Here is a 16,179-nt window from a genome sequence, read left to right on the forward strand (position 1 = left end):
AATGCGTAAGATTGTTTTGGCCATGATGGCCTTGGGGTGTCTGACTACGATGCAGGCTGCCGAGAAAATAACCAGTCCTGATGGTAACCTGATTGTCATCGTTGACAATGAGAATGGTACTCCTACCTATCAGATAAATGTAGGCGATGTGGTGTTCCTGGAGAAATCGCCTCTGGGATTGAAACTTAACTTCGAGGATCTGACTCAGGGACTGACGCTGAAGGAGTGTCAGGTGACTCCTGTCAAGGAGACCTATAGTTTGAAGACCATCAAACAGAGCAACGTAACCTACGAGGCTAACGTGGCTGTATGCCAGTTTGAGAAAGGCAACACGAAGATGGACATCATTTTCAGTGTGAGCAACCGTGACGTGGCTTATCGCTATAAGCTCTATCCCCGTCGTGCCCGTGGTGGTGAGACGCTGGCTGCTATCGTGGAGAGTGAGGCCAGTGGCTTCGTGTTCCCAGAGGGTACCACCACCTTCCTGTGTCCGCAGTCAACGCCGATGGGTGGCTTTGCTCGTACCTCTCCCAGCTATGAGACCTCTTACTCGCTCGACGACCAGATGGGCAAGAACGGCTGGGGTCAGGGCTATTCATTCCCTTGTCTCTTTAAGAATGGTGATAAGGGCTGGGTGCTGATCTCTGAGACTGGTACCGATGGCAACTATGTGGCCTGCCGTCTGCTCAATGATGGTGGCGCCCGCTATAAGATCGGCTTCCCCCAGCAGGGTGAGATGAACGGTTGGGGCACCACGACAGCTTCTGTCAGTCTGCCTGCCGAGACCCCTTGGCGCACTATCACTTTAGGCACCACGTTGAAGAACATCGTGGAGACCACCGTACCTTTCGACCTGGTGAAGCCTAAGTATGCACCCAGTCGTAACTATACCTATGGTGCCGGCTCTTGGTCGTGGATCATTGGTATGGACTCCAGCTGTAACTTCGACGAGCAGAAGCGTTATATCGACTTCTCGGCTGCCATGGGCTGGCGTACTGTGCTCATCGATGCCCTGTGGGACAAGCAGATTGGCTATGACAAGATGGCCGAGCTGTCTCGTTATGCCCAGTCAAAGGGCGTTGGTATCTTCCTGTGGTACAACTCTAATGGCTCGTGGAACGATGCACCTCAGTCACCTCTGAACAAGATGAACCGCTCGGCTGCCCGTCGTCAGGAGATGAAGTGGATGCAGGACAATGGCATCTTGGGCATCAAGGTTGACTTCTTCGGTGGCGATAAGCAGGCTATGATGCAGCTCTACGAGGATATCCTGACCGATGCTAACGACTTTGGCATCCAGTGTATCTTCCATGGTTGCACCCTGCCTCGTGGTTGGGAGCGTATGTATCCTAACTATGTAGCCAGCGAGGCTGTGCTGGCATCTGAGAACCTGCACTTCGGTCAGGGCGCCTGCGATGCTGAGGCTCAGAATGGTTGTATCCATCCGTTCATCCGCAACACGGTGGGTTCTATGGACTTCGGTGGTTCTACGCTGAATAAGTTCTATGATGCAGGCAACAAGCGTGGTACACACCGTGTTACCAGTGATGTCTATGCACTGGCATCTGCCGTCTTCTTCCAGAGCAGTGTCCAGCACTTCGCCATGGCTCCTAATAACCTGACGGATGCTCCCGCCTGGGCTGTTGACTTTATGAAGAAGGTGCCTACCACATGGGATGAGGTGAAGTTCATCGATGGCTATCCCGGTAAGTATGTCATCCTGGCCCGTCGTGCTGGTGATAAGTGGTTCGTTGTTGGTGCCAATGCTGACAAACAGCCGCTGAAGACAACCATTAGTCTGCCTATGTTCGCTAAGGACACAGAGCTGAAGGTCTATAGCGATGATGCCCAGCTGAATGGTAGCGTGAATATCGTCAAGCAGAATAAGAAGCAGCAGCTTGCCGTGACCATTCCTTGCAATGGCGGTCTGGTCATTGATAATTAACAACTCTGACAATAGAAGACATGATGAAACGATTGTTTTATTTCGCTCTGACAACCTTGCTTGCCATCCCTGCGATGGCAGGCGAGGTGTCTTTCGGTAAAGGCACGCTGAGTGTGCGTCAGGTGGCTCGCAATGCTGTGAGGATACAGTATTATGAACAGAAAACAACATCCGAACTGCCCGATTGGCTGTATGTAAAAAACGATGAGGTAAGCAGTCGCGACGTGACGGTCGATGTGGATGAAGCTCGTCAGACTGTTACCGTCAAAGACCATCAGGGAACGCCTGTCTTCATGGCCACGCTCCATCAGATGAAGGGTAGGGAGGCCACGCTGGCATTCCGCTCCGACAAGGATGAGCATCTCTATGGATTGGGACAGTTCCAGGATGGTTATAGCAATGTGCGTGGCCTGTCTCGTCGTTTGACGCAGGTGAACACACAAATCAGTATCCCCATGCTTTTGTCGAGCAAGGGCTATGGCATCTTATGGAATAACTATGGTCTGGTGGACTTCAACCCTTGCGACCATCAGGTGAAGATGCGCAAGCTGGATGAGGAAGGTCAGACTGAGGTGGTGAATGTCACCACCACAGAAGGAGGACGACGTGAGGTGCGCCAGCGTAACATCTACGAAGCCACCATCGATATCGCTGACGATGGCGACTATGCGATATTACTCGATGTAGGTCAGCAGATGGCCCGTCGGCATAACCTCTCTATAGACGGACAGAACGTTATCGAGATGCAGAATATGTGGCTGCCGCCCACTGCCTCGACCATCGTTCATTTGAAGGCTGGTCATCATGTGCTGAAGGCTGAACTGTCAAGAGGTGACTCGCCCATCATATATTATAATAAGGTGAAGGATGAGACGGTGTTCCGTTCGCCCATAGCTACTGCTGTCGACTATACCGTCTTCGTGGGTTCTCCCGACGAGATTATTGCCGGCTATCGCGAACTGACAGGTGTCGCCCCCTTGATGCCCCGTTGGGCGCTGGGCTATATCCACTGTCGTGAGCGTTTCCATTCGTCTGACGAGATCCTGCAGACGGCTAATCGCTTCCGTAGTGAGCAACTGCCCGTTGACGTGCTGGTGCAAGACTGGCAGTACTGGGGTAAGTACGGTTGGAACGCCATGCGTTTCGATGAGGACCATTACCCCGACCCCAAGGCTCTGACAGACAGTCTGCATGCCATGAACATGCGCCTGATGGTCAGCGTCTGGTCGAAGATTGACAAGAACTCTGAGGTGGGCAAGCAGATGTTGGCCGACAACTATTACATCCCTGGCACCGACTGGATTGACTTCTTCAACCCCGATGCTGCCGCTGCCTATTGGAAGAACTTCTCTTCGCGTTTGGTTCCCCTGGGCATTGATGCCTGGTGGCAGGACGCCACCGAGCCTGAGAACGATGACCTGAAGGGCCGTCGTGTGAACAATGGCAAGTGGGCTGGCGAGGATGTCAGGAACATCTATCCGTTGTTGGTGAACAAGACCGTGTATGAGGGTCTTTACAATGAAACCAACCAGCGTCCGATGATTCTCACACGCTGCGCTTTCCCTGGCATCCAGCGTTATGGCTCTGCCATGTGGAGTGGTGATGTGGGCAACGACTGGGAGACCTTCCGTCGTCAGCTGACAGCTGGTCTCGGCATGCAGGCCGCAGGTATCCCTTGGTGGACCTACGATGCCGGTGGCTTCTTCCGTCCAGGCAATCAGTACACCGACCAGGCCTATATCGAGCGTATGTTGCGTTGGATAGAGACCAGCGTGTTCCTGCCCTTGATGCGTGTGCATGGCTATATGAGCAATACGGAACCTTGGAACTATGGCGCTGAGGCCCAGAAGGCTATTGGTCGTGCCTTGAACGAGCGCTATCGTCTGTTGCCTTATATCTACAGTCATGCGGCAGAGATCGCTTCCGACGGCTCTACGCTGATGCGTCCGTTGGTCTTCGACTTTGCCAGCGATGCCAAGGCCCTTGACCAGAAGTACGAGTATATGTTCGGCCGTTCCCTGCTTGTCAGTCCTGTGACCGAGTCTGGTGTTACCTCATGGCAGACCTATCTGCCTGTGAATGAGGGCGGTTGGTACGACTACTACACTGGTCGCCACTATAATGGCGGTCAGACGGTGACCACGACAGTCGCAGCTGATTATATCCCCGTCTTTGTGCGTGCTGGCAGCATCATTCCTCTGAAAGATGATGAGGTGCTGCTCTATCCTGGTGCCAATGGTACCTTCACGCTTTACGAGGATGATGGCGTGACCAGAGACTACGAGAAGGGCCAGTGCTCACGCATCACGTTCCAGTGGGACGATGCCCGGCATAAACTCACCATCGACAAACGTGTTGGTAAGTATCAGAACATGGCTGCTCGTCGCACCTTCCGCGTGAAGGTGGCAGGTGGCGTCCAGACCACCATTAACTATCAGGGAAAGAAAACAACCAATACGATTAAATAAACATGAAAACCTGTTTGTTAACTCTTTTCGTTGCGCTCTGTGCAGGCTCATCAGTCACGGCACAGACCTATCCGTATCAGAACCCTAACCTCAGTGCCCGTGAGCGAGCTATTGACCTGTGCTCACGCCTGACGCTGGATGAAAAAGCCAAGCTGATGCTCGACGAGAGTCCTGCCATCCCCCGCTTGGGCATTAAAAAATTCTTCTGGTGGAGCGAAGCCCTGCATGGTGCTGCCAACCAGGGAAATGTCACGGTGTTCCCCGAGCCCATCGCCATGGCCTCGTCGTTCAACCCCGACCTGCTGTATAAGTGTTTCGACATCGCCTCTACCGAGTTCCGTGCCCAGTATAATGAGCGTATGCAACGTGGTAGTGGCGAGGATGAGAAGTTCCATAGCCTCTCTGTATGGACACCGAATGTCAACATCTTCCGCGACCCACGATGGGGCAGGGGACAGGAGACCTATGGTGAAGACCCCTATCTCACCTCTGTCATGGGTGTGCAGGTGGTAAAGGGCTTGCAGGGTCCAGAATCCTCAAAATACCGTAAGTTGTGGGCCTGTGCCAAGCACTATGCTGTGCATAGCGGTCCTGAATATACCCGTCACTCGGCAAACCTCACCAATGTGTCGGCCCGTGATATGTGGGAGACCTATATGCCCGCCTTCAAGAGCCTGGTGCAGGATGCCAAGGTGCGCGAGGTGATGTGTGCCTACCAGCGTCTCGACGATGACCCCTGTTGCGGCAGTCAGCGTCTGCTGCAGACCATCCTCCGTGATGAGTGGGGCTTTGAGTACCTCGTTGTCAGCGACTGTGGTGCCGTGAGCGATTTCTACGAGTCGCATAAGTCATCCTCTGACGCCACCCACGCCTCTGCCAAGGCTACCATCGCCGGCACCGATGTGGAGTGCGGCTATGGCTATGCCTATCGCAGCATCCCCGAGGCTGTGAAGCGTGGCTTTATCACTGAGGCCGAGGTTGACAAGCATGTCATCCGTCTGCTCGAAGGTCGTTTCGACCTAGGCGAAATGGACGACCCCTCGTTGGTGGAGTGGTCAAAGATCCCCTATTCGGCCATGTCAACCAAGGAGTCGGCAAATATCTCTCTTGAGATGGCCCGCCAGAGCATCGTCCTGCTGCAGAATAACGGAAACATCCTGCCGCTCCAGAAGAATAAGGAGAAGATTGCCGTCATTGGTCCCAATGCCGACAACACCCCGATGATGTGGGGCAACTATAACGGTCAGCCCAACCACACCATCACCATCCTTGATGGTATCAAGGCCAAGACCAAGAAGCTCTTTTATACCCAGGGCTGTGATCTCACCTACGATAAGGTGCTGGAGAGTCTGTTGGGCTCGCAATGTAGCTTCGAGGGTAAGAAAGGTATGAAGGGCACGTTCTGGAATAACCGCCGCATGGAGGGAACACCCGTCACCACACAGTACTACACCCAGCCGCTGGCTGTGACTACCTTCGGTATGCATAACTTCGCTCCTGGCGTACAACTCGAGGACTTCTCGGCTAAGTACGAGACCGTCTTTACGCCCGCTGAGGCTGGCGAGTATGTGGTCAACGTGGACGGCTGTGGACAGTTCGAGCTCTACCTCGACGGTGAGCGTAAGTTCCGCCATCGCATCTGGCGCACCACGCCCAACCATATCGTTATCCAGGCCGAGAAGGGTAAGAGCTACAATATCGAGGTACGCTTCTCGCATGTACCTACTTATAATGCTAACCTGGCCATCAACATCGCCAAGGAATATCCCATCGACTATCAGACCATCATCGACCAGCTGAAAGGTATTAATAAAGTGGTCTTCGTAGGTGGTATCTCGCCAGCCCTCGAGGGCGAGGAGATGCCTGTCGATATCGATGGCTTCAAGGGTGGCGACCGCACCCATATCGAGTTGCCAGCCGTGCAGCGTAACTTCCTCAAGGCCCTGAAGGCTGCAGGCAAGCAGGTCATCTTCGTCAACTGCTCTGGCTCATGTATCGCCCTGCAGCCCGAGACCGAGAGCTGCGACGCCATCGTTCAGGCGTGGTATCCTGGTCAGGAGGGTGGCACCGCCGTGGCCGACGTGCTCTTTGGCGACTATAACCCCAGTGGTAAGCTGCCCATCACGTTCTATAAGAACAGCAGCCAGTTGCCCGACTACGAGGACTACTCGATGAAGGGCCGCACCTATCGTTACTTCAACGATGCCCTCTTCGCCTTCGGCTACGGACTGAGCTATACTGAGTGGAAAGTGGAAAGTGGAGAGTGGAAGGAGAATACCAATGGCGGCGGAACGGTCACTGTTGATGTCACGAACATTGGTCGTCGCGATGGCACAGAGATCATTCAGGCCTACATTCGTAATCTGCAAGATCCTGACGGTCCGCTGAAGAGTCTCCGTTCCTTCAAACGTGTGGATGTAAAAGCAGGACAGACGGTGACCGCCAACCTGACCTTTGAACGTAAGAGCTTTGAGTTCTGGGACCCTGAGACCAACACCATGCGTGTGAAGCCTGGCAAGTACGAGATTCTCGTGGGCACCAGCTCGCTTGATAAGGATCTGAAGAAGCAGACAATAACCATCCAATAACGATACATAAAGAAACAATAACCCAATAACAATGAAGAAACTCTTTTTATCTCTTCTGATGCTCGGAGGCATGAGTGCCACAGCACAGAATCCCTTTGTGCAGACCTGGTGTACCAGCGACCCTGCCCCTATGGTGCATAATGGCACGATGTATGTGTATACTGGTCATGATGAGGACGGTGCCGACTTCTTCTGGATGCAGGAGTGGCGCGTGTATTCTACTACCGACATGGTGAACTGGACCGACCATGGCTCACCCTTGGCTTTGGAGTCGTTCTCCTGGGCCGACGACCGTGCCTGGGCCTCACAGACCATCGAGCGCGATGGCAAGTTCTATTGGTACATCTGCGCCCACAGCAAACTCTCTGGCGGTATGGCCATTGGCGTGGCTGTGAGCGATTCACCCACTGGCCCCTTCAAGGATGCCATTGGCAAGCCCCTCTTTGAGAACGGCTCTTGGGATCACATCGACCCCACCGTGATGATTGATGATGATGGTCAGGCATGGCTGATGTGGGGTAACCCCCGAGTTTACTATCTGAAGCTCAACCGCGACATGATTTCCTACAGCGGCGAGTTGGGTCGTATGGATATGACAGAGGAAGGCTTTGGTGCTCCCTTGATGGACAAACGTGAACGTGGCAAGAAGTACAAGGACAACTACACCGAGGGTCCTTGGATTAGAAAGGTGGATGCCACGAAATATAAGGTTGATAAGAACAAAATCTATCAGTTGCTCTATGCTGCTGGTGGCGTGCCTGAGCATATCTCTTACAGCACCGCTCCTACACCCACAGGTCCCTGGACCTATGCTGGTGAGATCATGCCTCTGTGCGAGACAAACTCGTTTACCAACCATTGCGGTGTAGCCGACTATAAGGGCCATTCTTATTTCTTCTATCACACAGGTAAGTTGCCCAAAGGCGGCGGCTTTGGCCGTAGTGTGGCTGTAGAGGAGTTTAAGTACAATGCCGACGGCAGCTTCCCCACCATCATGCCTACTGACGAAGGCGTAAAGCCCCTTGCTACCTTCAACCCCTATCTCAAGACGCAGGCCGAGACGATGGCTTTCTCTAAGGGTGTGAAGACTGAGCAGAATGACGAGATTGGTGTCTATGTAAGCGACATCCACAATGGTGACTATATCAAACTGCAGAACGTGAAGTTCGATGGCAACACTCCTAAGCAGTTCACGGCACGTGTGGCCAGTGGCCTGCGTGGTGGTCAGATAGAGGTGCGCATCGACAGCGTGAAGGGTCAGCTGCTGGCTCGCCTCGAAGTGCCAGGAACAGGTGGTTGGGAGAAATGGCAGACGCTGTCTGTTGATATTGACCCGTCACTATCCTCCCTTCACCCTTCACCCTTCACCACTCACGATCTCTATCTCGTCTTCACCGGCCGCAAGGGTCCGAAGCTCTTTAACTTCGACTGGTGGCAGATTGAGGGCACGTTGAAGTCGCTTGTCGTCGAGGATGGTGGTCTGGGTCAGTACAAGGCCATTATGAAGGAAGAGGCTACCCTACAGGCTCATACCGTGTTTGTGCCTCAGGACCTCTCTGCCTTCAACGAGAAGAATCCCCTTCCCGTGCTGGTATGGGGCAATGGTGCCTGCACCAACTCTCCTTGGGAGCACTTCAAGTTCCTCAACGAGATTGCTTCTCATGGCTACCTCGTGCTGGCCACAGGTTATATCCCCATGGAGGAGAAAGGCTATCAGGGTCCCATGTCAACTACCCAGCAGCAGATTGAGTCTATCGACTGGGCCATCGCCCAGAATGCTGACCCGAAGTCACCTTATTATAATAAGATTGACGTGAAGAACATCTGCGTGGCTGGTATGTCGTGTGGTGGCTTGCAGACCCTCTTCAACTGTGCCGACCCCCGTATCAAGGCCCTCATGATTTGCAATAGCGGACTCTTCAAGGAGAGCAACCGCGCTCAGGCAGTAGGTGGCATGCCCATGCCTCCGAAGTCGAAGCTGAAGGAGATTCACACCCCCATCATGTATCTTCTTGGTGGCAAGGAAGACATTGCCTATGAGAACGGTATGGACGACTTCCACCAGATTAAGCACGTGCCTTGCTGCGCCACCAACTACCCCGTGGGTCATGGCGGCACCTATCGTCAGCCTCACGGCGGTGAGTTCACCGTTGTCGCCCTGGGTTGGCTCGACTGGCAGCTGAAGGGCGACAAGCAGGCCGCCAAGCTCTTTAAGGGCAAGGACTGCGAGCTGTCAAAGCGCCAGGGCTGGACTATAGAGAAGAATGCCAAGTTCGACAAACTGAAGTAAAACAATCCAAACATAAAAGCAGATGATTATGAAAAAGACGATAATACCTGTCGTCCTCTGTGCAGTGACACTGACGCCAGCATTGGCTCAGCAGCAGGACCATAAAGACCCCATGCCCGACCTCAACGAGGTCAATATGCCGTTGTTCCAGACCAAGTACACCGCCGACCCGTCGCCTATCGTGGTGGGCGACACCCTGTTCCTCTTCACCTCTCATGACTCGTCACCTGAGGATATCCCCGATGAGAACGAGAAGAACTCTGCCGGCTTCTTCATGTACGACTGGCTGCTGTGGAGCACCACCGATATGGCCAACTGGACCGAGTATGGTGCTGTGGCCTCGCTGAAGGAGTTTAAATGGCGCAGTCGTGAAAACGGTGCCTGGGCCATCCAGACCGTTGAGCGCGATGGTAAGTACTACCTCTATGCTCCGCTCCATGGTCATGGCATCGGCGTGCTGGTGGCCGACACCCCTTACGGTCCCTTCCGCGACCCACTGGGCAAGCCTCTGGTATGGCAGAAGGAACATTGGGATGATATCGACCCCTCCGTCTTCATCGATGACGACGGTCAGGCCTATATGTACTGGGGCAACCCCCATGTCTATTGCGTCAAGCTCAATAAGGACATGATCTCTACCGAGGGCGATATCCTCGTGCTCAACCCTGCCGACGGCGTGATGCGTCCCGTCAAGCAGGAGGGTGCTAAGATCAACCTCCGCATCCCTGGCAGCCAGAAAGCCAACTGGAAGGTGAAGAACTACCAGGAAGGACCTTGGTTCTACAAGCGCAACGGCAAGTACTACCTGGCTTACGCCACCACCTGCTGTCCTGAGGCGCTGGGCTATGCCATGAGCGATAGCCCCACTGGTCCTTGGGAGTGGAAGAACTACATCATGCGTCCTACGGAGCGTGACCGTGGTAACCATCCTGGCATCTGCGACTTCAAGGGCCGTTCATACATCTTCGGACAGGACTACGACCTGATGCACCTCGACACCTATATCCATCACGAGCGTCGTAGCGTCAGCGCCAGCGAGATTGTCTATCTTGAGGACGGTACCATCCCTGAGATTCCCTACTGGCTCGACCAGAAGCCCATGAAGCAGCTCCACTGGCTCAACCCCTACCAGCGTGTGGAGGCCGAGACCATGGCCTGGGGCAAGGGCTTGAAGAGTGCTAAGATGGGCATCCCCAATACTGGCGTGGTAAACGATATGCCAGAGTCACTTGGCAAGCGCAACATGTATATCTACGATGTCGACAACGGCGAGTATATCCGTCTGCGTGGCGTGGACTTCGGTGCCGGTGCCAAGGTGTTCAGCATTGCTGCCGCCTCTCTGGGCCGCTGCACCATCACCCTGCGTCTCGACTCAGAGACAGGTCCCGTCGTTGGTACCGTCAACATGGGTGTTACGGGCTCGCTCGATACCTACAAGCAGTTCTCGGCAAAGGTGCGTGGTGCCAACAGCGTGCACGACTTGTATCTCTGCTTCAGCAATGTAGAGGGCGACATACATTTGGATTATTGGTCATTTAAACAATAGACAACGATGAAACTTAAAACCTTATTCTTATCAGCAGTCATGCTGCTCGGAGCCGCCAGCGCCAATGCCGCTGTCGACCCCAATTTCTACATTTTCCTTTGTTTCGGACAGTCTAACATGGAAGGCAACGCACGTCCTGAGGCAGCCGATCTGGCCAGCCCAGGTCCCCGCTTCCAGCTGATGCCCGCAGTTGATTTCCCTGCCACCGACCAGCGTGCCGCCCGTACCAAGGGCGTATGGTGCGAGGCCTCGGCACCTCTGTGCCGTCCTAACACCGGCTTGACGCCTGCCGACTGGTTTGGCCGTACCCTCGTGGCTTCTCTGCCCGACAATATCAAGATTGGTGTCATCCATGTCGCCATCGGCGGTATCGACATCAAGGGCTTCCTGCCCGACAGCATTCCCAACTATGTTGAGAAGAAAGCTCCAGGTTGGATGAAGGGTATGCTCCAGGCCTACGACAACGACCCCTATAAGGCCCTCGTCACGCTGGCCAAAAAGGCCCAGCAGGATGGTGTCATCAAGGGCATCCTCATGCACCAGGGCGAGACTAACACTGGCGACCCCAAATGGGCAGGCATGGTGAAGCAGGTGTACGACAACCTGTGTGGCGACCTGCAGCTGAAGCCCGAGGAGGTGAACCTCTATGTGGGTAACATCGTACAGGCCGACGGCAAGGGCGTCTGCATAGGTTGTAAGAAGCAGATCGACGAACTGCCCCAGACCATCCACACCTGTCAGGTCATCTCTTCTGACGGCTGTACCAACGGTCCTGACCGCCTGCACTTCGATGCTGCCGGCTATCGAGAGCTGGGATGCCGCTATGGTGAGGCTGTGGCCCGTCACCTCGGCTTCGAGCCCAAGCGTCCTGCCAATATGCCTGTGGCTGTGAAGAAGATCAACGTGCCCGCCGATGCTGTCACCGCCGAGAACGCCATCCCTGGCAACGAGTTCCCCAAGGTGGACAAGCAGCACCGTGCCTACTTCCGCATCAATGCGCCTCAGGCCAAGAAGGTGGTGGTTGACATCTGCAGCAAGAAGTATGACATGGAGCCCGACGGTAAGGGCAACTTCATGGCTGTTACCGACCCGCTGCCCGTGGGCTTCCACTATTATTTCATGAATATCGACGGTGTGAACTTCATCGACCCCGCCTCTGAGACCTACTTTGGTTGCAACCGTGAGTGTGGCGGCCTTGAGGTGCCCGAGGGTCCCGAGGGCGACTACTACCGTCCGCAGCAGGGCATCGCCCACGGTCAGGTGCGCAGCATCTACTACCACAGCCCCAACTCTAAGTTCGGCGAGTGGCGTCATGCCTTGGTCTACACCCCTGCCGAGTATGAGACTGGCAAGAAGCGCTACCCCGTGCTCTACCTGCAGCATGGTATGGGCGAGGGCGAGACCAGCTGGATGCTCCAGGGTAAGATGCAGCATATCATGGACAACGCCATTGCCAAGGGCGAGGCTGTGCCTATGATTGTGGTGATGGAGAGCGGCGATATCAAGCAGCCCTTCGGTGGTGGTAACAACAGTGCTGGCCGCAGCGAGTATGGCGCTTCGTTCTATCCCGTACTGCTCAACGACCTCATCCCCTATATCGATGCCAACTTCCGCACCAAGGCCGACCGCGAGAACCGCGCTATGGCAGGCCTCTCTTGGGGTGGTCACCAGACCTTCGACGTGGTGCTCCAGAACCTCGACAAGTTCGCATGGCTCGGCACCTTCAGCGGTGCTATCTTCGGCCTCGACGTGAAGACCGCCTATAACGGCGTGTTTGCCGATGCTGCCACCTTCAACAAGAAGATCCACTATATGTACATGAACTGGGGTACCGACGACTTCATCAACAGTCAGTCTATCGTCGATGCTCTCCGTCAGCAGGGCATCAAGGTCGATTCCTCTGTCTCTCAGGGCACCGGCCATGAGTTCCTCACCTGGCGCCGCGGCCTCCACGAGTTCATCCCCCATCTGTTTAAGAAGTAATTATCCTGTTGAAAACAATATCCAAGGGCGGGCCCAACTGAAAAGGTTGAGTCCGCTCTTGACTGTATTGTGCATCGTTCTTTAGCAAACAGAAACAAAAAAACACGGAAATATTTGATGGTAAAAGAAAAAATCACTATATTTGCATCCGGTTTATAACAATAACCACGATACAGAAGAACAATATATTAACAAGGAAAATAATAATTATTACGACTATATGGACAAGAAGCAGCAATTCGTGATTACCATCAACCGCGAGCTCGGTAGTGGTGGACGCACCGTAGGTGAGAAACTGGCGCAGAAACTTGGCGTATCCTTCTACGACAAGGCCGTTGTCAAGGGCTTGGAAGAGAAATACAATCTCAGCGTAGAGGAGATTGAAAAGATGAAGGGACGCAAGACCAAATGGTGGTCTGACTTCAAGCGCGTGGTAGGCGTTGGCGAGGGACTCCTCAACAGCAGCTATTATATTGCTGTTACGGGTAAGGAGCCCGACACGCTGACCACCGAAAGAGTGTTTCAGGCCGAGACAGAGATATTGGAGGGCATCGCCCAGGAGGAGTCGTGCGTCATTGCTGGCCGCAGCGGGTTCTTTGTATTCCGCAATCACCCCAACCACCTGAGCATACTCATTCAGGCATCCAAACCCTTCCGTGTCTGCCGCTTAATGCGCAAGCGCAACATGTCGGAAGAAGAGGCTCTTCAAACTATCGAAAAGGTTGACAAGCAGCGCGAGAACTACGTCAAGCGCTATACAGACAGCTCTCGTTACGATACTCGTAACTACAACCTCGTCATCTCTGCCGATGGCAAGACCGAGGACGAGATTGTCGATCTGATTCTGTCATACATCGATTGAACTCGAACTCATCCATCGCTAGTATCCCCAACCCTTCTGTCTTCAATCAACGCTTGTTATGGAGACGTCATTTTTTGACTTGAATATTTGTCGATAAGAGAATATGTTTGTACCTCTGAGCTTCGCTCGAAGGTACTTCCGCTCGAGAAAACTCAAAATTCTTTTGGTTTTCTTCTCGCTTATTCGTACCTCTGAGCTTCGCTCGCGCTCGGCATCCCGTAGGGTGACGCTTGCTACCAACGGGACGCAAGAAGGTACTTCCGCTCGAGAAAACTCAAAATTCTTTTGGTTTTCTTCTCGCTTATTCGTACCTTTGCAGGCATCTATGAGAGCCATCAGACATCTACACTTCGCTGTTTGCCTCGCCCTTGTCCTGGCTTCCGTTGTTGCCTGCAGCAACAACGGGGAGGAGATGCGCCGCCAGCTCAACGAGCTGCAGGCCCGCAATCAGGCCGACTCTCTGATGACCGACGACTCGTTGGCCCTCACCCTCTGTGAGTATTTCGACTCTCACGGCACCCCCAACGAGCAGATGCTCGCCCACTATCTATTAGCCCGCACCTATGCTGATATGGGTGAGGCCCCGCAGGCTCTTGATGAGTTCCATCAAGCTGCCGACTGTGCCGATACCACAGCCGTCGATTGTGATTATCGGTTACTTGCAAAGATTCATGCACAGACAGCTAACCTTTTCTCTTATCAGATGATGCCTCAAGAAATGCTTGCAGAGCTTAGGCTAATGGAGATGTATTCACAAAAATGCAATGATTCTATCTATCAGACTCTTGCAATAGAATGGCAACATAGCGCTTATGAAATGTTAGGAGACACCACCAACGCTATTATGACAATAAAAAAGGCATATGACAGATATCTTCACTTAGGTAGAAATGATATGGCTAATAATTGCCTGCCCGCATTAGTAGGATATTTGGTTAATTCTCATGAACTTGTCGAGTCTAAAACTTATATGAACTTATATGAAGAATCCATATCCCAAAATCAAGATGAACATTATACTTATATCCCTGAATTATATTACTTTTATAAAGGTAACTATTACCTTGCCGTCAATATACCAGATTCTGCAGAATATTATTATAGGCATGTTTTAAAAACATCCCAAGATATAAATAGCATAGAGGCTGCAAGTTTGGGGTTGTATAGGCTGTATAAATCATTGGGGGAAACGGATTCTGTAGCCAAGTATGCAGATTTATGTTATCAAGTAAGCGAAGACCGCTTTAAACAGTACAATTCCGAAGAACTGCGTCACATGCAGGCACTTTATAACTATACGAGAAACCAATCGCTTGCTATGAAAAAAACAGAAGAGGCAGATCGCAATTTCCACAAATTCTTGCTTACTGGGAGCGTCGCATTATTGCTTGTGGTTTTCCTATGTGCTGTTATATTGACAAATCGTCAAAGGAAGCGTGCAGAAATAAATCGTTTAAAGGCAGAATATTCCCATGCACTTGAGCAACAAGAACAAGCAAGGCAAGAGATAGCGCTTTTACAACATCGGGAATTTGAGACCTTGTTAGAGCAGAAACAAAGTAAGATAGACGAACATCAGAAAAAGATAGATAATATCGAGAAACTGCTCTATTCCGAAAAGAATCTTGAGAACCAACTAGCTAATACGGACATATATCGTCGATTTGTGTATCTTGCACAGAATACAAATAAGCATATTTATGTAGACGATTGGAAAAAACTTTGTCAGATGATAGATACTGCCTTGCCCGGTTTCCGTACAAAGCTGTATTCTAATTACCATCTTAGCGAAAATGATTATCGTCTATGTGTTCTTCTCCGTCTTCATTTCTCGCTTCCAGAAATAAGCATATTACTTTCAGAGAACTCCGTTTATCTTTCCAAAAGACGTAAATATCTTCTTTCTAAATTGTTTAATCAGGAAGGAAAGCCTGAAAAATTTGACTCCTTAATCAAATCAATTTCATAGTCTAAGTTGCTGAATCCTAGCGAGGAACATCAGAATTAGGAAATTTTTTGGAAATTATTTCATGGTAGTAGTTCTTCCATGTTTGCAAGTAAAAGCATATCTTTGCAGCACTAATTTTTTTAAACCTATTAATTATGAAGAAACTATTATTGATTTTAGTGCTGTTATGCTATGTTAGCACAAAAGCAAGTGCACAACATTTAGTTAATGAATTGACTTTTATTGTTGAGCATGTTAACACCGGAGGGACAAATAATCCTCTGCCCAAATCCCCGGAACTGCCACCCGATGCTCCTGAGGCAACTCTTGAGGACAATGTTCTTACGTTCACGTCTTCTCATGATGACTACACACTGACATTACTGGATGAAGATAGTGAGGTGGTTTATCAGACTGTTGTACCAAGCTCTGTTAGTGTTGTTGTGCTTCCTGCCACCCTTTCTGGCGACTTTGAACTACAATTAGACTATGGTGGCAATTACTATTTCTATTGCGAAATAGCATTATAATCTGAAAAAAGGTGTGGGG

The 16,179-nt window shown here is 52.0% G+C and carries 9 protein-coding genes; all 9 read left to right on the plus strand.

What is annotated here, in order from left to right; translation table 11 throughout:
* The first annotated feature begins 1 nt into the window (after position 1).
* Positions 2 to 1,945: a glycoside hydrolase family 97 protein gene (locus Q0R57_RS07665; protein WP_294745556.1), complete on the plus strand. Its 1,944-nt coding sequence runs from the start codon at positions 2 to 4 to the stop codon at positions 1,943 to 1,945.
* A gap of 20 nt (positions 1,946 to 1,965) precedes the next feature.
* Positions 1,966 to 4,413: a TIM-barrel domain-containing protein gene (locus Q0R57_RS07670; RefSeq protein WP_294745559.1), complete on the plus strand. Its 2,448-nt coding sequence runs from the start codon at positions 1,966 to 1,968 to the stop codon at positions 4,411 to 4,413.
* A gap of 2 nt (positions 4,414 to 4,415) precedes the next feature.
* Positions 4,416 to 7,001, plus strand: a complete 2,586-nt coding sequence (xyl3A, locus tag Q0R57_RS07675; protein WP_294745562.1) for a xylan 1,4-beta-xylosidase — start codon at positions 4,416 to 4,418, stop codon at positions 6,999 to 7,001.
* Positions 7,002 to 7,032: 31 nt separating this feature from the next.
* Positions 7,033 to 9,291: a glycoside hydrolase family 43 protein gene (locus Q0R57_RS07680; RefSeq protein WP_294745565.1), complete on the plus strand. Its 2,259-nt coding sequence runs from the start codon at positions 7,033 to 7,035 to the stop codon at positions 9,289 to 9,291.
* A 112-nt stretch (positions 9,292 to 9,403) separates the two neighbouring features.
* Positions 9,404 to 10,837, plus strand: coding sequence for a family 43 glycosylhydrolase (locus tag Q0R57_RS07685; RefSeq protein WP_294745663.1), 1,434 nt, complete (start codon positions 9,404 to 9,406; stop codon positions 10,835 to 10,837).
* A gap of 6 nt (positions 10,838 to 10,843) precedes the next feature.
* Positions 10,844 to 12,820, plus strand: coding sequence for a bifunctional carbohydrate acetyl esterase/feruloyl esterase (locus tag Q0R57_RS07690; RefSeq protein ID WP_294745568.1), 1,977 nt, complete (start codon positions 10,844 to 10,846; stop codon positions 12,818 to 12,820).
* A 220-nt stretch (positions 12,821 to 13,040) separates the two neighbouring features.
* The gene (locus Q0R57_RS07695) at positions 13,041 to 13,682 is read left to right on the plus strand and encodes a cytidylate kinase-like family protein (RefSeq protein ID WP_294745571.1); all 642 of its coding nucleotides are present in this window, start codon (positions 13,041 to 13,043) and stop codon (positions 13,680 to 13,682) included.
* Between the two features lie 103 nt (positions 13,683 to 13,785).
* A complete protein-coding gene (locus Q0R57_RS07700) occupies positions 13,786 to 15,651 on the plus strand; it encodes a hypothetical protein (RefSeq protein WP_294745574.1) in 1,866 nt (621 codons plus the stop codon).
* Between the two features lie 134 nt (positions 15,652 to 15,785).
* Positions 15,786 to 16,160: a hypothetical protein gene (locus Q0R57_RS07705; protein WP_294745578.1), complete on the plus strand. Its 375-nt coding sequence runs from the start codon at positions 15,786 to 15,788 to the stop codon at positions 16,158 to 16,160.
* Positions 16,161 to 16,179 lie beyond the last annotated feature (19 nt).

The sequence above is a fragment of the uncultured Prevotella sp. genome (genome assembly GCF_946407605.1).
Lineage (GTDB): Bacteria > Bacteroidota > Bacteroidia > Bacteroidales > Bacteroidaceae > Prevotella.